The organism is Empedobacter falsenii (assembly GCF_013488205.1).
In the GTDB taxonomy this organism is placed as follows: Bacteria; Bacteroidota; Bacteroidia; order Flavobacteriales; family Weeksellaceae; genus Empedobacter; species Empedobacter falsenii_C.
This window is the reverse complement of the sequence record NZ_CP040908.1, coordinates 3,266,954-3,285,847: the sequence shown is the minus strand read 5'-3', so window position 1 is coordinate 3,285,847 and position 18,894 is coordinate 3,266,954. Positions and strand designations below refer to the sequence as shown.

General features: G+C 32.3%; 15 protein-coding genes. 7 read left to right on the top strand and 8 right to left on the bottom strand.

Features of this window, described 5'->3' with window-relative positions; all coding sequences use genetic code 11:
* Positions 1-47: 47 nt before the first annotated feature.
* The 7 genes from FH779_RS15345 to FH779_RS15315 all read right to left on the bottom strand — a co-directional run bounded on the left by FH779_RS15345 (position 48) and on the right by FH779_RS15315 (position 9,569).
* Positions 48-3,167, bottom strand: coding sequence for a S41 family peptidase (locus tag FH779_RS15345; protein WP_180905312.1), 3,120 nt, complete (start codon positions 3,165-3,167; stop codon positions 48-50).
* Positions 3,168-3,186: 19 nt separating this feature from the next.
* The gene (hisH, locus tag FH779_RS15340) at positions 3,187-3,765 is read right to left on the bottom strand and encodes an imidazole glycerol phosphate synthase subunit HisH (RefSeq protein ID WP_180905311.1); all 579 of its coding nucleotides are present in this window, start codon (positions 3,763-3,765) and stop codon (positions 3,187-3,189) included.
* A 78-nt stretch (positions 3,766-3,843) separates the two neighbouring features.
* On the bottom strand, positions 3,844-4,977 hold the full coding sequence (hisB, locus tag FH779_RS15335; protein WP_180905310.1) for a bifunctional histidinol-phosphatase/imidazoleglycerol-phosphate dehydratase HisB: 1,134 nt from the start codon (positions 4,975-4,977) through the stop codon (positions 3,844-3,846).
* A gap of 2 nt (positions 4,978-4,979) precedes the next feature.
* Entirely contained in the window at positions 4,980-6,026 is a 1,047-nt protein-coding gene (gene hisC, locus FH779_RS15330; protein ID WP_180905309.1) for a histidinol-phosphate transaminase, read from the bottom strand.
* Positions 6,027-6,098: 72 nt separating this feature from the next.
* Positions 6,099-7,391, bottom strand: coding sequence for a histidinol dehydrogenase (hisD, locus tag FH779_RS15325; protein WP_180905308.1), 1,293 nt, complete (start codon positions 7,389-7,391; stop codon positions 6,099-6,101).
* 71 nt (positions 7,392-7,462) lie between these two features.
* On the bottom strand, positions 7,463-8,320 hold the full coding sequence (gene hisG / locus FH779_RS15320) for an ATP phosphoribosyltransferase (protein ID WP_180905307.1): 858 nt from the start codon (positions 8,318-8,320) through the stop codon (positions 7,463-7,465).
* A gap of 361 nt (positions 8,321-8,681) precedes the next feature.
* Positions 8,682-9,569, bottom strand: a complete 888-nt coding sequence (locus FH779_RS15315) for a T9SS type A sorting domain-containing protein (RefSeq protein ID WP_180905306.1) — start codon at positions 9,567-9,569, stop codon at positions 8,682-8,684.
* 136 nt (positions 9,570-9,705) lie between these two features.
* On the opposite strand from FH779_RS15315, the gene hflX reads away from it, so the two are divergent.
* Positions 9,706-10,932, top strand: a complete 1,227-nt coding sequence (gene hflX / locus FH779_RS15310; RefSeq protein ID WP_180905305.1) for a GTPase HflX — start codon at positions 9,706-9,708, stop codon at positions 10,930-10,932.
* A 293-nt stretch (positions 10,933-11,225) separates the two neighbouring features.
* Complete coding sequence (locus tag FH779_RS15305; RefSeq protein WP_180905304.1) at positions 11,226-11,933, top strand: DNA alkylation repair protein; 708 nt, start codon at positions 11,226-11,228, stop codon at positions 11,931-11,933.
* 59 nt (positions 11,934-11,992) lie between these two features.
* On the opposite strand, the gene FH779_RS15300 is transcribed toward FH779_RS15305, so the two are convergent.
* Complete coding sequence (locus tag FH779_RS15300; protein WP_125349884.1) at positions 11,993-12,700, bottom strand: Crp/Fnr family transcriptional regulator; 708 nt, start codon at positions 12,698-12,700, stop codon at positions 11,993-11,995.
* A gap of 75 nt (positions 12,701-12,775) precedes the next feature.
* Between FH779_RS15300 and FH779_RS15295 the strand changes: the two genes are divergently transcribed.
* The 5 genes from FH779_RS15295 to FH779_RS15275 all read left to right on the top strand — a co-directional run bounded on the left by FH779_RS15295 (position 12,776) and on the right by FH779_RS15275 (position 18,827).
* Positions 12,776-15,172, top strand: a complete 2,397-nt coding sequence (locus FH779_RS15295; protein WP_180905303.1) for a heavy metal translocating P-type ATPase — start codon at positions 12,776-12,778, stop codon at positions 15,170-15,172.
* Positions 15,173-15,251: 79 nt separating this feature from the next.
* Complete coding sequence (gene ccoS / locus FH779_RS15290; RefSeq protein WP_019974626.1) at positions 15,252-15,416, top strand: cbb3-type cytochrome oxidase assembly protein CcoS; 165 nt, start codon at positions 15,252-15,254, stop codon at positions 15,414-15,416.
* Positions 15,416-17,683: a cytochrome-c oxidase, cbb3-type subunit II gene (gene ccoO, locus FH779_RS15285; RefSeq protein ID WP_180905302.1), complete on the top strand. Its 2,268-nt coding sequence runs from the start codon at positions 15,416-15,418 to the stop codon at positions 17,681-17,683. The genes ccoS and ccoO overlap by 1 nt, the downstream gene beginning before the upstream one ends.
* Complete coding sequence (locus tag FH779_RS15280) at positions 17,683-17,883, top strand: cbb3-type cytochrome c oxidase subunit 3 (protein ID WP_180905301.1); 201 nt, start codon at positions 17,683-17,685, stop codon at positions 17,881-17,883. The genes ccoO and FH779_RS15280 overlap by 1 nt, the downstream gene beginning before the upstream one ends.
* Positions 17,880-18,827: a cbb3-type cytochrome c oxidase N-terminal domain-containing protein gene (locus FH779_RS15275; protein WP_180905300.1), complete on the top strand. Its 948-nt coding sequence runs from the start codon at positions 17,880-17,882 to the stop codon at positions 18,825-18,827. Before FH779_RS15280 ends, FH779_RS15275 begins: the two co-directional genes overlap by 4 nt.
* The last annotated feature ends 67 nt before the right edge of the window (positions 18,828-18,894 follow it).

Genomic DNA, 18,894 nt, shown 5'->3' with positions numbered 1-18,894 from the left:
AAGATCTAAGGTGTAACTTCTTACGCCTTACAACTTAAGTCTTAAATTTATTTTAATTCTTTCATGACCTCTTGGATTGCACGCTCCAATTGAGGATCTTTATTTTCTAATCGATCTAAGAATGTATTTTTAATATAAATGTCAGGTTTAACACCAGTTTTTTCTAAATTTTGTCCATCCAAAGTATAAGTTCCCCAACTTGGTAAACGATAAAATGAACCATCAACTAATCCTTTTCCAGAAGTAAAAATGATCCATCGATACGTTTCTTGACCGATGATTTTTCCTAATTTTAAGGCTTTGAATCCTGCGGCTGTCATTTCTGCATCGCTTAATGAGTATTCGTTAATTAATAAAACAATTGGTTTTCCTGACGGTGCAAAGTTCGGTTGAACAGTTAATTGTCCTTCACGATATTTCCATTTCAAATAAGGTCTTTGCGATAAAAAGTTCAAGACTTTATCATGTACATTTCCACCTGTATTGAAACGCAAATCTAAAATGACACCATCTTTTCTATTCTCTTGCTCTACCATGTCTAATAAAAACACATCCAATTCAGAAGTAGACATATTTTTCATGTACGAATAAGCGATTCTATCGTTGCTTAATTTTTTTACACGCTGACGATTTTCATAAATCCATTCATCATATAAAAGCGATTTCAATTCGTTATTTGAAATTGGATGAATCTTCGTCGAAATTGTTTTTCCTTTTCGGTCAAATTCAAGCGTTAATTCTTCTAATTTTTTAGGCGTTGTAAAATAAGTTTCACGATTTTGGTTTTGATCGATTTTTTGCCCATTTACACTCACTAAAATATCACCTTCTTGAACATCAACATTTTTAAGGAAAGCAGGAGATTTTCGTAAGATTTTTTCAACTGTAAAAGGTTGATCTTTTCTGAAAATAATTCCTGTTTCGTTGGTGAAATAATTCAATCTTCGACTCTCTTCTTTTCCGAAAGATGAAAAACCTAAATGCGAAGAATTCAATTCACCTAATAGATCATTTAACAAAATTCTCAAATCATTTCGATTGTTGACATAAGGTAAAAACGTTGCATATTGCTCTTTTTTAGCTTTCCAATCGATTCCGTGAAAATTCTCATCATAGAAATTTTCTTCTACTCCAGCCCAAGCTTCCTCGTACATTTGATTGAATTCTGAAGCTAAGTTTTTATTGAAATTATATTTAATACTAACTTTTTCAGGATTTGTAGAACTAATGCCAAATTTGTAAACAGAATTATCGATTAAAGCATAAAGATTTTTCTCATTTTTTACGATAAAATCAGCGCCTTTGTTGAATATTTTATCTGTTTTATCTTCTTCAAAATCAGTGGTTGTTTTTCTGTATAACTGAAATTTTCCATTTTCTTGATTGGTGTTATAGAATAAAAATTGCTTTTTATCATCCGCAAAAACAAAAGGATTTGTCTGATATCCAAAACGATCTGTTACCAATTCAATTCGTTCCAAGAATCCTTCTGGATTAATAGTTAATGCTTTAAAATCGTTCTTTTCTTCTTTTTTCTCTTTCTTCTCAACCTTTTTTTCTTCGACAAATAAATTATCAAATTTCTCTGATTTATAAGCTTGATCAAACCAATCTAAAGAAGCGCGATAAATACTTGATTCTTGCATTCCTAAAGGATAGGACGGATTTTTTCTATCGCTTGAAAAATAAATATATTTTCCGTCTGGAGACCAAGTAGGATCAGCTTCAGAAACACCAGTATTCGTTAAATTAACAGTTGTATTTTTTTTGATGTTGTGAATAAAAATATCCAACTCGAAATTGCGTTTTGCAGAGAATAACACATATTCATCATTTGGAGAAAAAGATGGTTTCGAATTTTGGAAAGCCCAAATTTCATCTTTAACAATTGTTGATGATTTAAGTGATTTCAAATCTAATAATCTGACTTCATCGCGTCCACTTAAATAAACAGCTTGTGATAAATCATTGTTGAATGTAATGTCTCGATTATTTCTTAAATCAGAAGTTAATTGTTCAACTTTTCCTTTTCCGTCAGCCGAAATTTTAAACCAATTTTGATAACCTTTGTAGGTTTGATTGAAGATTAAATTTTTGTTGTCTTTCAACCATTTTACTTCTAAAACACGTTCTTTTCCATCAGAAATTTGATTGACAAACTTTCCTTCATTATCCGAAACAAAAATAATTCCTCTACTTACAAAAGCCATTTTCTTTCCGTCGGGAGAAATATCAAAATAATCAATATTATTTTCAACTTCAAAATTTTGCTCTTTTTCTAAAGATTTATTCGAATTGACATTAATTGTAAGAGGTTTCGACGTTTTTGCTTTTACATCGTAAACAAATAATTGGTACTCTTTTTCGAAAACAACTTTTGAACCATCAGCCGAAACAAAAGGTTTCTTGATCGAAGTTTCAAATTTTGTTAACGCTTCTTTTTTACCATTTGCTAATTGATATAAGTTGTATTCGCCATTATTTTCGTCCGAAATAAAATAAATAATTCCGTTTTTATCAACTGTTGGATTAAAATCTTTTCCGTTGTAATCGGTATATTGTTTATAACTTTTTGTGGTTGGATTATATCCTAATAAATCTGGATTATTTTCTCCTTTGTATCTTTTTCGTGTAACTTGACTTGCACTTTCAGATGAGTTGGTGAAAATATATTCGCCTTGAGGAGTTTCTACTAAACCATTTGTTGTGTTGAAATAATTTGTAAAAAGCGCTTCTGGTGTTTTTCCGTCTAAATCAATTTTAAAACTTCCAAATCCATTATTTTGGTTTGATGTAAAATAGATCGATTTACTATCCCAGCTCCAACTTTCGACTTCGTCTTTGGCTTGATGAAACGTCAATTGTTTGATTTGTCCACCATTTATAGGCATTATATAAATATCGTAATTCCCATATTGATTAGAACTAAATGCCAACCATTTTCCATCTGGTGAAACACGAGGATTAATTTCTTCGCCTTCTAAAGCTGTGATTCTTGCTGCATTTCCGCCATTAATATCAGTTGACCAAATATCGCCATCGTAACTAAAATAAACCGTTTTAGCATCTGGACTTAAAGAAGGAGTAGAGGTGAAATACACTTTTTCCTGAGCAGAAACCTGTGAAATTGCAAAAGCACTAAGTAAAGTAAAAACTATTTTTTTCATGTGTGTGAATTTATAATTACTATAAACTTAGAAAGTTTTTTAATATTTGTTCTCCTATTCCTGCAGATTTCTCTGGGTGAAATTGAGTTGCGTAAAAATTATCTTTATTTAAAGCAGCTGAATATTCTAAAATATAGTCTGTTTTCGCGATTGTATATTCTGAATTTTCGCAATAAAAACTGTGTACATAATAAATGTCGGAGTTTTCTTTAACATCATTAAACAAAGGTGTTTTTAAATCATAAATCGTATTCCAGCCCATATGAGGAACAATTTCTGTTGAAGGAAATAATTTCACTTGAATAGGGAAAATTCCTAAACAATCGGTATTTCCTTCTTCCGAATAAGCGCACATTAATTGTTGTCCTAAACATATTCCTAAAGTTGGTTGTTTTAAGTTTTTAATAATTTTATCCAAGCCTTTTTCTTTTAAATAGGTCATTGCGGAACTTGCTTCACCAACTCCAGGGAAAATTACTTTGTCTGCATTTTGCAAGGTTTCAAAATCATCTGTAATTATTGCTTCGTATCCCAAACGAGTTACCGCATTGTACACCGATTTTACATTTCCTGCATTGTATTTTACTATTGCTATCATTTTTTTAGTTCTAAGTTCTAAGTCATAAGGTGTATAAGGAAAAGAAAATCCTTAGAATTTATACCTTAAGACTTAAGTCTACAAAAGTCCTTTTGTTGATGGTAAAATCATTTTTTCTGGATCGCGCTTAACCGCCACTTTTATAGCTTTGGCAAAGGCTTTAAAAATCGCTTCGATTTTGTGATGTTCGTTTGTACCTTCTGCTTTGATGTTTAAGTTTGCTTTTGCTCCGTCTGTAAATGATTTGAAAAAGTGATAGAACATTTCTGTTGGCATTTGACCAATCATTTCCCGTTTAAATTCAGCTTCCCAAACCAACCAATTTCTTCCGCCAAAATCAATCGCTGCTTGTGCTAAACAATCGTCCATCGGTAAAGTGAATCCGTAACGTTCGATGCCTAATTTATTTCCTAAAGCTTGAGTAAAAACTTCGCCCAAAGCAATAGCAGTATCTTCAATAGTGTGATGCTCGTCCACTTCTAAATCTCCATTGACTTTAATTACTAAATCCATTTGTCCATGACGCGCAATTTGATCTAGCATATGATCGAAAAAGTGTAAACCAGTCGAAATATCCGATTTTCCAGTTCCGTCTAAATTCAAATCGATTTTGATCTTTGTTTCATTCGTGTTTCGAACAATTGAAGCCGTGCGATTTTGAAGTTTTAAGAACTCGTAAATTTCTTTCCACGACGTTGTTTTTAAAGCAATCGTTTCATTTAAACCTTCGTTATAGTTGATCTCGTCAGCGCCTAAAGCTTCGTCATTCGCGATAAAAATTCCTTTTCCACCAAGATTTTGAGCTAATTTCACATCTGTTATTCGATCACCAATCACAAACGAATTTACTAAATCGTACTCTGTATTATTGATGTATTTTGTTAATAATGCCGTTCCAGGTTTACGCGTTGGAGCATTTTCGTGGGCAAAAGTTTTATCAATGTAAATATCCTCGAATTTCACCCCTTCATTTTCAAAAGCTTTTACCACGAAATTTTGAATCGGCCAGAATAATTCTTCTGGATTAGCGGGCGTTCCCAAACCGTCTTGGTTCGTAACCATTGCTAATTCGTAATCCAATTCTTTCGCAATTTTACCTAAATAAGTAAATGCTTCAGGATAGAATTCTAGTTTCGAAAAGCTGTCAACTTGGTAGTCGGCTGGCTCCAAGATCATTGTTCCATCTCTATCTATAAAAAGTACACGTTTCAAAGTTATATTATTTTAAGTGTTTGTATTAATTTCTGATTTTCAAGTTCCGTTCCAACTGTGATTCTCAAACAATTTTGACATAAATCATCGTTGTTTCGATTACGAATAACAATTCCTTTTTCAACCAATTGATTGTAACGTTCGTTCGCATTATCTACTTTAATTAAAATGAAATTGGCATCGCTTGGATATATTTTCTCTACAAATGAAATCTCAGTTAAAGCATTTTCTAAAACTTCTTTTTGTTGAATAATAGTATTTGTTACAGCTACCACTTTATCGTAATCGCTTAAAATTTCAATCGCTTTTAATTGCGTTAATTGATTAATATTATAAGGCGGTTTAATCTTGTTTAAAACATCAACAATTTCTTGTGAAGCATACAAAATTCCTAAACGGATTCCGGCCAAACCAACTGCTTTTGACAAAGTTTGTGTGACAATTACATTTGGATAATTTTTTGTTTCTTCAATCCAAGACGTTTCTCTAGCGAAATCAACATAAGCTTCGTCGATAATGACTAAACCATTGAAACGATTTACAATTTCTAAAATAGATTCTCTTTTGATGATTTCTCCAGTTGGATTGTTCGGAGAACACAAGAAAATCATTTTCGTTTTATCATCCACTTTCGAGAAAACATCTTTGATATTCGGTTGAAAATCTTCTTCATTTAATAAAGATTTTCGGTATTCAATTGCATTCAGATTAGCTAAAACTCCGTACATCCCATAAGAAGGAGAAATCGCAATAACATTATCTTGATTCGGTTCGCAAAATGCACGGAAAATTAAATCTAAAACTTCATCACTTCCATTTCCTAATAAAATCTGATTTGCAGGAAAGTTTTTGATTTTACTTAAAATCGATTTTACATTGCGTTGCAAAGGATCTGGATAACGATTCAATCCATTATTGAAGGGATTTTCGTTCGCATCTAAGAAAACGAAATTGTCATTTATTTCTTGAAATTCGTCACGAGCAGATGAATATGCTTTCATCGCTTTTACGTTGGGACGAATGAGATTATTTATATTAAATGAATTCATTTTAGTTATAAGGTTTAAGTTCTAAGACTTAAGATTTTGTTTATTTAATACTTTTGAATTATTCTTTGTGACTTACGCCTTAGATCTTAAGTCTAACAAACGTAGCGTTACCGCATTTTTGTGTGCAAATAATTCTTCGGCTTCGGCCATTAATTCAATAGCTGGACCGATATTTTGAATTCCTTCAGCAGTTAATTTCTGAAACGTGATTTTCTTGATAAAACTATCAAAGGAAACTCCAGAATAATTCTTTGCATAACCATTGGTTGGTAAAGTGTGATTAGTTCCTGATGCATAATCTCCAGCGGATTCGCACGAATAATTTCCTAAGAAAACAGAGCCTGCATTAATAATTTTTTCGATATAACTTTCAGCCGTTTTGCAAGCAAAAATTAGATGTTCTGGTGCATAAATATTAGAAAAATTCACACATTCTTCGATAGAATTTAACACGATTCCTCTCGAATTTTCTAAAGCTTTAGCCGCTAATTCTTTTCTTGGTAGAAGTTCTAATTGAGCATTAATTTCAACAATAGTTTCGTTCAACGTTTGCTCGTTAGTTGTTAATAAAATCACTTGTGAATCTATTCCGTGTTCGGCTTGCGATAATAAATCAGCTGCGACATATTTAGGAACTGAGGTTCCATCTGCAATGACTAAAACTTCACTTGGACCAGCAGGCATATCAATAGCAACTCCAAAATTTTGAGCCACTTGTTTGGCAGCGGTTACATATTGATTTCCCGGTCCAAAAATTTTATCAACTTTTTGTATTGTTTCTGTACCAAAAGTTAACGCACCAATAGCTTGGATTCCGCCAACTTTATAAATCTTCTCAATTCCAATTAAATTTGCTGTATATAAAATCGCTGGGTGAATTTTTCCTTCTTTATTTGGAGGAGTACACAAAATAATATTTTGACAACCCGCTAATTTTGCAGGAATCCCTAACATTAATGTCGTAGAAAATAACGGAGCAGTTCCACCTGGAATATAAATTCCTACATTTTCTATACCTCGAGATTCTCTCCAACAATTTACACCTCTTGTTGTTTCAATAACTTTTATTTCTTCTCGTTGTTCAGCGTGAAATTTTTCAATATTAGAAGCTGCTAATTGAATTGCTTGTTTTAAATCTTCAGAAATTAAAGTTTTTGCTTCTTCAATTTCTTGAGTAGAAATTTCTAAAGAAGTTAACTTAACTTGATCAAATTTTTCTGTAAAATCAATTAATGCTTGGTCTTTTTCCGCTTGAATTTTTCCAAAAACATCTAAAACGATTTTTTGTAAATCTTGTGCTTCTTTCGTTGGTCGAGCTGTTAACGTTGACCAATCTGAAAGTTGAGGTTTGATATATGTTTGCATTTTGTTATGAATTACGATTTTAGAATTACGAATTACGATTGAGTCGTAAATTGTAAATCGTCAATAAAAAATTATAAAATCATTTTTTCAATTTCTAACACTAAAATTCCTTCCGCACCCAAAGCTTTCAATTGCTCGATGATGTCCCAAAAAGTATCTTCCTTAATGACTGTGTGGATTGATGACCAACCTTTCTCGGCCAATGGTAAGACTGTTGGAGATTTCATTCCGGGCAACAAAGCAATGATTTCTTCTAACTTTTCGTTTGGTGCGTTTAATAAAATATATTTGTTTTCAGAAGATTGTTTAACTGCTTCGATTCTAAATAAAAGACGATCTACAATAGCTTGTTTTTCAGCATCAAGATTTTTATTAGAAATTAAAACAGCTTGTGATTCAACCACTGTTTCCACTTGTTTCAAGCCATTTGTTAATAACGTTGAACCCGTAGACACGATATCAAAAATAGCATTTGCCAAACCGATACTTGGAGCAATTTCTACGCTTCCACCGATTTCTTCAATCTTAACATTAATTCCTTTTTCTTGGAAGAATTTCCCTAAAATACGTGGATAAGAAGTAGCAATTTTTTTATCTTGAAAATAACTTAAATCCGTATAAATTTCATCTTTCGGGATCGCTAAACAAAGTTTGCAACCTGCAAAACCTAATTGACGAATTTGTGCGACATTTTTATCTTTTTCCCAAACTTCATTTTCGCCTAAAATGCCTATATCAGCAACCCCTTGTTCTACATATTGCGGAATATCGTCGTCACGCAAGAATAAAACTTCGATAGGGAAATTTGGAGATTCGGTTCTTAATTTTCGATTACTTGTAGAGATTTTAATTCCGCAATCTTTCAATAATTCGAGTGATTTTTCACTTAATCGACCGCTTTTCTGAATGGCTATTTTTAATTTACTCATTTTTAATATTTTATATTTTTAAGTTTGAGTAAATCGATGATTAAATCTTGAAGTAACAAAAAATCCCGTTCGATTTACTCAAACGGGACTTAGATATTGTGATAAAATCATTACATACCACTATCTGCTCGCTTGAGTGCAAGTATGATGGTGATGATGTAATTGATTTGTGTACATTTTTATTTTTTGTTGGAACAAATGTAGAAAGGAAATTTTAATTGACAATGAATTTTTTTAAAATTAGAGAAAAGAGTTCTTAAGTAGATCAAAAAAAGTAAATTATTCTATTTTTTTGATGAAATAATAAGTTTTATTCAAAATTAAAGCGAAATATATATTTTATATTTCGCTTTAAAAATGATTATTTTTTTATGAATTTTTGAATTGATTCAGAATTATCGGTTTTTATTTTGATTAAATATAATCCTTTAGATAAATGATTAACATCTATTTTATTCAAATTTGTACCTTCAAAAAGTGTTTTTCCAGTTAAATCTGTAATACTTATTGCAATGATTTTTTTATCAGAATTTATATTAAGATAATCGTTTACAGGATTAGGATAAATAGAAATTTCTGTTTTGTTATTTTCATTTGTACCTAAATTCTCTAAATCTACAATTTTAACATTATCAACTATAAATCCAGAACCATAATTATCAAAACTAAAATCTACTTCAGTAATTTCATTGTTTAAATTAGAAATATTAGTTTCTTTTACTTTTACATTGTCTAAGAAATAAATAACTTTTTTCGTTTTTAAATCGACTTCTGCTTTTACATTGTACCATTTTTTAGGAGTCCATGTTCCCAAAACTATGCTGGTTTCCATGTCTTCGTAGGCGACTTCTCCGTCGTAATAAAAAAGTAAACCACCAACTAGATCGTAATCATTATTTTCATTGTATAATGCTAACATTTCGTAATTAGAATTGTCAGTGTTGTCTAAATATACATCTGCAGAAATAGAATATTTACGATACTTAATTACAGGATAAGCAATTCCTCCCCAATTACCTTCTTCAATTTCATTATTTATAACTTGTGCTGAATTTTTACCATCGCTTGCAAATGTGTTAATGACTTTAGAGTTGTTATCTGATACATATCCCCAATTAAACCAATTTTTTTGGTTATTAAGATTTCCTATTGTAAAACCTTCTGATTCTTCAAAAGATATTTTTTGATTTTGAGCATTAACACTCAATGATAATAAAGTTAAAGCTCCAAATAGTAAATTTTTCTTCATAAAGTATATTGTTTAGTGAATCGGCAAAGATGAAAATTTTATCTGATTTAATTTTAATAGAATGTGAAAATTATCGTTAAGATTTTAGACGAAGTAGTCTGACATCCAAAACTTTCTTTTACTTTTGCAGTAATATATGTTAGAAAAACAAGAAGCACAATACGAAAAAGTAGTTTTAGTTGGATTGATTACACGTGAACAATCCGAAGAAAAACTGACGGAATATATGGACGAATTGGAGTTCTTAGCTTATACAGCTGGAGCGACAGTTGGAGAACGTTTTACGCAAAGAATGGACAAACCTGATTCTAAATTCTTTGTAGGAAGCGGGAAGTTAGATGAAATCACAGCTTTTGTCGAAGAATATGATATTGATACAGTTATTTTTGATGATGAATTAACACCTTCTCAGTTGAAAAATATTGAGAAAGTTGTCAACAAAAAAATCATCGATCGTACACAATTGATTTTAGATATTTTTGCTCAACGAGCGCAAACTTCTTATGCGCGTACGCAAGTAGAATTGGCACAATACCAATATTTATTACCGCGATTAACACGAATGTGGACGCACTTAGAGCGTCAGCGTGGGGGAATTGGTATGCGTGGCCCTGGTGAAACGGAAATTGAAACGGATAGACGTATTATTCGTGATCGAATTACGTTATTGAAAGAGAAATTGAAAGGAATCGATAAGCAAATGGCAACTCAACGTAAAAATCGTGGTGCATTGGTACGCGTTGCGTTGGTTGGATATACAAATGTTGGGAAATCTACGTTGATGAATGTCTTATCGAAATCTGAAGTTTTTGCCGAAAATAAATTATTCGCAACATTAGATACAACGGTTCGTAAAGTGGTGATTGGTAATTTACCTTTCTTATTAACGGATACGGTTGGGTTTATTCGTAAATTGCCTACACAATTAGTGGAGTCGTTCAAATCTACATTAGATGAAGTTCGTGAAGCAGATTTGTTGGTGCATGTTGTAGATATTTCGCATGCAAGTTTTGAGGATCATGTAAATTCTGTGAATCAAATTTTAGCTGAAATTGAATCGAAAGAAAAACCAACGATTATGGTTTTCAATAAAATTGATAATTTTTCTTATATCAAACAAGATGAAGATGATTTGTCTGAAAAGAAATTTGAAAATTATTCATTAGAAGATTGGAAACGTACTTGGATGGCGAAAACAGATTATCCGACATTGTTTATTTCGGCAACGGAAAAAGATAATTTAGAAGATTTGCGCAAAACAGTTTATGAAGAAGTGAAAGAAATTCACATGAAACGTTTTCCTTATAATAACTTCCTTTTTCAGTATTATGATGAAGAAGAAGAAAATGATACGGAAGAATAATAGGTTTAATTTTTAGATTTTTTAAGATTAAAAATTAGAATTAATATAACCATAAGCAATAATCCAATTTGAATATTAAGACTTGTCGAGTTTTCAGAGGGATTATTGTACAGTTTTATAAGACCATTGATTATTATAATCAGGAAGAAAAATAATATTAGAGGCTTGTGTTTGAAATTCATAACTATAAGTTTGTATTAAAGTTAGGAAATTTATATTTAATATTTTAAAATAAATAAGAGTTCAGTTTTTGGACTCTTTTTTTGTTAACTTCAACATCTAATTGATAAAATATGATAGAGCAATTAAAATCAACTTTGCAAGATTTAGCGGATGAAGGAAAAGCAAAAATTATGATGCGTTTTTTCAAAACTGGAAAAGGAGAATATGGCGAAGGAGATATTTTTTTTGGGATTTCTGTTCCGAATCAACGTTTGATTGCGAAAGAATTTTATCAACAAGTTTCGTTAAATGACATCAAAAATTTATTGAGTTCCGATATTCACGAATATAGATTAACTGCTTTGTTGATGTTGGTTTTGAAGTACGAAAAATCAAAAGACGAACTTGTACGAAAAGAAATTATCGATTTTTATCTTGCTCAAACTTCTCAAATCAACAATTGGGATTTGGTTGACACAAGTTGTTATAAAATTTTGGGACATTATTGTTTTCATCAAAAACGAGAAGAATTGCTTTTTGAATTGGCGGATTCTGAAGATTTGTGGGAAAAACGAATCGCAATTGTATCAACGATGTATTTTATCAAACAAAAATCATTTTCAATTGTTCCAGAAATTGTGTTGAAAAATCTTAATCATTCACACGATTTAATGCACAAGGCAAATGGTTGGATGTTGCGTGAAATGGGAAAAATGAACGAAGAAAAGTTGATTGAGTTTTTGGACGAATATACGTTGCAAATGCCAAGAACAACGTTGAGATATGCGCTCGAAAAAATTGATCCAATTCTCAAAGATTATTATATGAAATTGAAATAGTTTGCATAAAAAAAAGTCGCTCACAGAGCGACTTTTGATTTTATATCAAGAATAAATTCTTACAAAATAACATGACCTAATTTCGTCAATTTTTGATGATCTAAAACTTTGATTTTTCTTCCTTCAACTTCGATTAATTCATCAGTTTTGAATTCGGAAATCAAACGAATTGCAGATTCTGTTGCTGTTCCAATCAAATTTGCCATTTCTTCGCGTGTCAACGAAATGTTGATAAATCCGTCTTTGTCTGTTCCTAATTTTCCTTCTAATAAAATTAAAACTTCAGCCAAACGTTCACGAACTGTTTTTTGTGCTAAATAAGTAATTGTTCTTGCATATTCTCCCAAATCTTTTGCAATTCTTTGTAAAATATTGAAAGCTAATTTTGGATTAACTTCTAATAATTTTAAGAAGAATTTTTCTGGAATATAATATATTTCAACTGGCGTCATTGCAGTTGCAGATGCACCAAAAACTTCTTGACTTAAGATTGAGCGATAACCGATAATGTCACCTTCGTTGATAAAACGTAGAATTTGCTCTTTTCCATTAAAACCAATTTTGAACAACTTAGCAGTTCCTTTCATGACGCAATATATACCTTTTGGTGTATGACCTTCTTGTATAATTTCGTCTCCTTTTTTTAGGTTGATGATTTTCTTTTCTTGCTCAAACTCCAATAATTCTTCCTTACTAAAAACCCCGAAAGACTCTGGGTTATCAAACATCGCTTTAATCGATACTACATTCTCATTAAACTCTGACATATCTTGTTGTTATGACTTAATTCATACAAAGTTAACGTTAATTCTGATAAAAGGAAAGTAATTTTGTAAAATAGTATGGAAGAGAATTGTTTTCACTGTGGTCAACGAATTGAAGAAGAGGTTATTCAGTTCGATGAAAAGGATTTTTGTTGTCAGGGTTGTAAAACGGTTTACGAGATTTTAAACGTAAATAATCTAAAAGATTATTACGACCTTAATCGTAATGCAGGTTTGCGTCCTGATGGAAAAAGTAATCATCAATTTGATTTCTTAAACACAAAAGAAATCTTTGATAAAGTTGTCGATTTTTCAGATGACGGCGTTACAGTTGTCTCCTTTTACGTGCCTGTAATGCACTGTACTTCGTGTGTTTGGTTGTTAGAAAGTTTGGATACGATTAATCCAAATATTATATCTTCTAATGTCAATTTTACGCAAAAAACTGTTCAGATTACGTATCGTGATGCGGATTTGAAATTAGGTGATTTGGCAAGATTTATTACAAATTTAGGCTATAAACCTTCGATTAATCTAAAAACATTAGACAAAAAGAAAAAAAGTAAAGTCGATCGTTCTTTGGTGAGCAAATTGGTAATTGCAGGATTCTGTTTTGGGAATATTATGCTTTTATCGTTTCCAGAATATGTCGAAGTTTTTGGTAATGTAAAAGAACAATGGTTAGATCAAAACAAAGGATATTTCCGTTGGACAATGTTCGCGTTATCGTTGCCTGTTTTCTTTTATTCATCTACCGATTATTTTGTTTCGGCTTGGCAAGGTCTGAAAAATAAATATATCAATATCGATGTACCTATTGCGTTAGGAATTATTGTGATTATGTTCAAATCGACCTATGATATCATTTTCGATATTTCGCCAGGTTACTTTGATACATTAGCGATGCTTCTATTTTTGATGTTGACAGGGAAATGGTTTCAGCAACAAACAATGCAAGCGTTGGCATTTGATCGAGATTACAAATCGTTTTATCCAATTGCAGTTGCGAAATTAGAAAATGGTTACGAACAACCAATTTTGTTAGCTGATTTGAAAAAAGGTGATCGAATTTTAATTAGAAATGAAGAAATTATTCCAGCCGATGCTATTTTGATGAAAGGTGAAGCGATGATTGATAACTCGTTTGTGACGGGAGAATCTCGCTTGATTCAGAAAAAAGCTGGAGATAAAATATTTGCTGGAGGAAAACAATCTGGTCATGCAATTGAGTTGGAAATTATTTCGGATGTTAATCAAAGTTATTTAACCCAATTATGGAACAATGATGCTTTCCAGAAAGAAGAATCTGAGTTGAATGCTTTGACGAATAAAATCAGTCATTATTTCACATTAATCATCCTTATTATTACAGCAATTTCTGCTGTTTATTGGTATTTCCACGATTCTTCAAAAATATTAGAAGTTGTTACATCAATCTTAATTATCGCTTGCCCTTGTGCGTTAGGTTTGTCTTCTCCGTTTATTTTGGGACACATGATGCGTATTTTCGGTAATAAGAAATTCTATGTAAAAAATACATCTACAGTCGAAAGAATGGAAAAAATTACAGATGTAGTTTTTGATAAAACTGGTACAATTACGGAAAGTGATGAAGCGCAAGTGCAATATGAAGGGAAAGAACTTTCTGAGTATCAAAAGCAATTGGTGAAAGCATTGATTAGAAACTCTAATCACCCGTTAAGTCGTACATTATATAAGAAGTTGACGGTTGATGATCATTTACCGATTTCTAATTACGAAGAGATTGTAGGTAAAGGTCAGCAAGCTGATGTAGATGGATATCAAATAAAAGTTGGTTCGAGAAGTTTTACGAATGCTATTTTTAATGAAAATACTTTAAATCAATCTCAAGTATTTATATCAATTAATGAAGAAGTTTTTGGTAAATTTGTTTACACCAATCGATATAGAAAAGGTTTAGATCGTTTATTGAAAGAATTGGATGCTTATCAGTTACACGTTTTGTCTGGGGATAATGATTCTGAAAAAGAATATTTAGAAACTATTTTTCCAACAAATGCAAAATTGATTTTTAATCAATCGCCAACTGATAAGTTAGAATACATCAAACAATTGGAACAAGATGGGAAGAAAGTGATGATGCTTGGAGATGGATTGAATGATGCTGGAGCTTTGAAACAAAGTACAGTTGGAATCTCTATTTCTGAGGATATTAACAGTTTTTCACCTTCGTGTGATGGAATTTTGGATGCAAAAAGTTTTTCTGCAATTCCAAATTTCTTAAAGTTATCGAAGACTACGATGAAATTTGTAAAAATTGCTTTTTTCATCAGTTTCTTGTATAATATTGTTGGGCTTAGTTTTGCTGTTTCTGGTTATTTACAGCCAGTTGTAGCGGCTATATTAATGCCAATAAGTTCTATTTCAGTGTTAATTTTTGCAACGGCAAGTACCCGAATTGCGGATAAATTAACAAAATGGAATTTAGATTGATTTTAAATTAGAGTTATACATACTGCTCTGACCAAAATCATTGTGATAAGAACTTAGGGCTTTGTAATTTTGTGGAGCTATGGGGATATTATTATTAATGATATTAGTTAGTGTCTCTTTGGGGGCAATTTTCCTTCTTTTATTCTTTTTAGGGTACAAGAAAGGGCAGTTTGACGAAGACGAATCTCCAGCGGTGAGAATGTTAAAAGATGATAAAAAAACACAAGATAAAATCGACTCATAATGCAAATGCAGACTTTTAGTTACGACAATAAGATCGTAAAGTATTTCCTTTATGCCACATTGTTTTGGGCAGTTATGGCATTTTTCTTTGGAGTATTGGTTGCAACTTTGTTGTTTTTTCCTACGTTACCAGAATACATCTTCGGATCGGATGATGGAACAATTGGAGGAAACATTCAAGGATTAATCAATTCGCAAGGAAAACTTGGTTTTGGTAGATTAAGAATGATTCACACAACATTTGCGGTATTCGCCTTTGTTGGGAACTCTTTCTTTACTGGAGCTTATTATTCAATGCAAAGGTTGTTGAAAACCAGAATGTACAGCGATGTTTTAAGCTGGATCGTTTTCTGGGGATGGCAATTATTTATTGTATTATCATTTGTAACATTTATCTTAGGATACAACACTTCTAAAGAGTATGCTGAGCATGAATGGCCAATTGATATTTTAATCGCGTTAGTTTGGGTATTGTTTGGAGCACAAATGTTCTTAACGATTGCTAAGCGTCGTGTACGTCACTTGTACGTTGCAATTTGGTTCTATATCGGAACTTGGGCAGCAATTACAATGTTACATGTGTTTAACAATTTAGAAATCCCAGTAACATTTAGTTTAACAGCTCCAAAATCGTACTCTTTATATTCTGGAGTTCAAGATGCGTTAGTACAATGGTGGTATGGGCACAACGCCGTAGCATTCTTCTTAACGACACCTATCTTAGGATTAATGTATTACTTTGTACCAAAAGCAGCTAATAGACCTGTATTCTCATACAAATTATCTATTATCCACTTCTGGTCATTAATCTTCATTTATATTTGGGCTGGTCCTCACCACTTGCTTTATACAGCATTACCAGGTTGGGCGCAAGCTTTAGGAACAGGTTTCTCTATCATGTTAATCGCTCCATCTTGGGGAGGTATGTTAAATGGTTTATTAACATTACGTGGTGCATGGGATAAAGTAAGAGAAAATCCTATTTTGAAATTCTTCGTAGTTGCCTTAACTTGTTATGGTATGGCTACTTTTGAAGGTCCAATGTTAGCAACAAAAACATTGAATAAAATTGGTCACTTTACAGACTGGGTTCCTGCTCACGTACACGTAGGTACTTTAGGATGGAATGGATTTATCGCATTTGGTATGATCTATTACTTAGCACCAAAATTATTCAATACAAAATTAGCATCTGTTAAGATGGCTAATGCTCACTTCTGGATTGGTACTTTCGGTATCTTATTCTGGGTAATTCCTATGTATGTTGCAGGATGGACACAAGGTTTAATGTGGAAACAATTCGCAGCAGACGGAACATTAGAATATGGTAACTTCTTACAAACGGTTACTATTCTTAAAAAATGGTTATATCCATTACGTGCATTTGGTGGAACATTGTATTTATTAGGATCAATCTTAATGATTATCAATGTTTGGAAAACTGTAAAATCTGGACACTTTGTTGCAAACGAGGAAGCAGAGGCACCAGCTTTAGCACCAAAAGCTTCTACACGTGCACAAGGAGAAGGTGTTCACTCTTGGATTGAGAGAACTCCATTGGTAATGACAATTGGAGCAGTATTAACTTTAGCTGTTGGTGGTTTAGTAGAGATTGTTCCTACAATCGTAGTAAAATCAAACGTACCTACAATCGCAAGTATCAAACCTTATACTCCGTTAGAATTAGAAGGACGTGATTTATATATTCGTGAAGGATGTAATGCTTGTCACACACAAATGGTTCGTCCGTTCCGTGACGAAGTAAAACGTTATGGTGAATACTCTAAAGCAGGAGAATTTGTTTACGATCACCCATTCTTATGGGGTTCTAAAAGAACTGGTCCAGACTTACACCGCGAAGGAGGTAAAAACCCAGACGCTTGGCATTACAAACACATGTGGAATCCACGTTCTACATCAGATGGTTCTATCATGCCACGTTACCCTTGGTTAATTGATAATAAATTAGACCGTGAATTAACGCGTGATAAAATGAAATCAATGGTTGCATTAGGTGTTCCTTATCAACAAGAAGATTTTGACAGTATGCAAGTTTCTATGAACAAACAAGCTTTAGCAATCGAGCAAACTATCTTTAAAGATGCGTCTGACTTGAAAGAGTTATATGCGAAAAAAGAAGCAGAAGCTAAACAACAAGGTAAAGAGTTTGTTCCGTTAAGAGATCGTGAGATTACAGCGTTAATCGCATATTTACAACGTTTAGGAACAGATATCAAAGCTGAACAAGTAGAGACAGCAAGTAACTAATGTTAAAATATTATAAAGAATTCCTTTCTCAGTATGAGTATGCATCTTTATTGCAGACATTAATCCTAATAGGATTTATAGCAGTCTTTGTGACGATTTTTGTTAAGGTTATGAAAAAACCAAAAGAGTTTTACAAAGACAGCGAGTCAGCAGCTTTAGATTTAGAACCAGAAGAGAACGAAAAAAATAATACAAAATGAGACAACGTACCCCGGCTTATATATTTATTCCATTAACGCTATTAGCAGTAATCTTAGCGTTTACAATGGTGACGCCAGTAGATGTAGTGCCAGAACCAGGTTTTCAAGGAATGATGCACAATTTATTGGAGCACTTGAAACATGTGTTTGCACAAGGAATTTTCTGGGCAGTATTAGCAGTTGCAATCGTGATGCTTTTAATCATCAATGCTTTAAACAAAGTTGTTGAAGCAGAGAAATTTAAAAGATTATCTGAAGAAGAACAAGCTAAATATTTAGAAGATGGTAAAATAGGTTACTTCAAAAGATTGTTCAGTAGTGCTGGTAAAAAACAATCAGACGAAGAAGAAGAATCTATTATCTTAGATCACGGTTTTGACGGAATCAAAGAGTTAGACAACGCTTTACCACAATGGTGGTTATCATTATTCTACTTTGGTGTAGTATTTATGGTAGTTTACGTAATGGCATATAGCTTCACAGACTTTGCTCACATGGACAAAGAATACGAAGAAGAAATGGTTTACAAAGATGCGCAAGATAGTATTTGGGCAGTTGCAAATGATATTGATATCACAGGAGCTGTAAACAAATCTAACGATCCTGCAATCGTAGAACAAGGTAAAAAAATCTTTGAGCAAAACTGTACTCAATGTCACATGGAAGGTGGTAAAGGAGGTATTGGACCAAACTTAACTGATGATTACTGGGTGAATCATGTAGAAGATAGTTTGTTCAAAAATATCTATCACATTGTTTATAATGGATCTCCTCACAATCCTCAAATGCGTGCATTTGGTCAACGTAAAGAGTTATCTGGATTAGCAATTGAGAAAGTAGCTTCTTATGTTTATTACATCAACCAAAAAGAACCTACGAAAACAGTTGCAGAAGGTGCAGCTGCTCCTCAAGGTGACTTAATGGAAGCATGGAAACAAAAGTAATTCATTAAATAATTACAACAAATATCATATTGAAAGAGAGCTTATTTATAAGCTCTCTTTTCTTTTT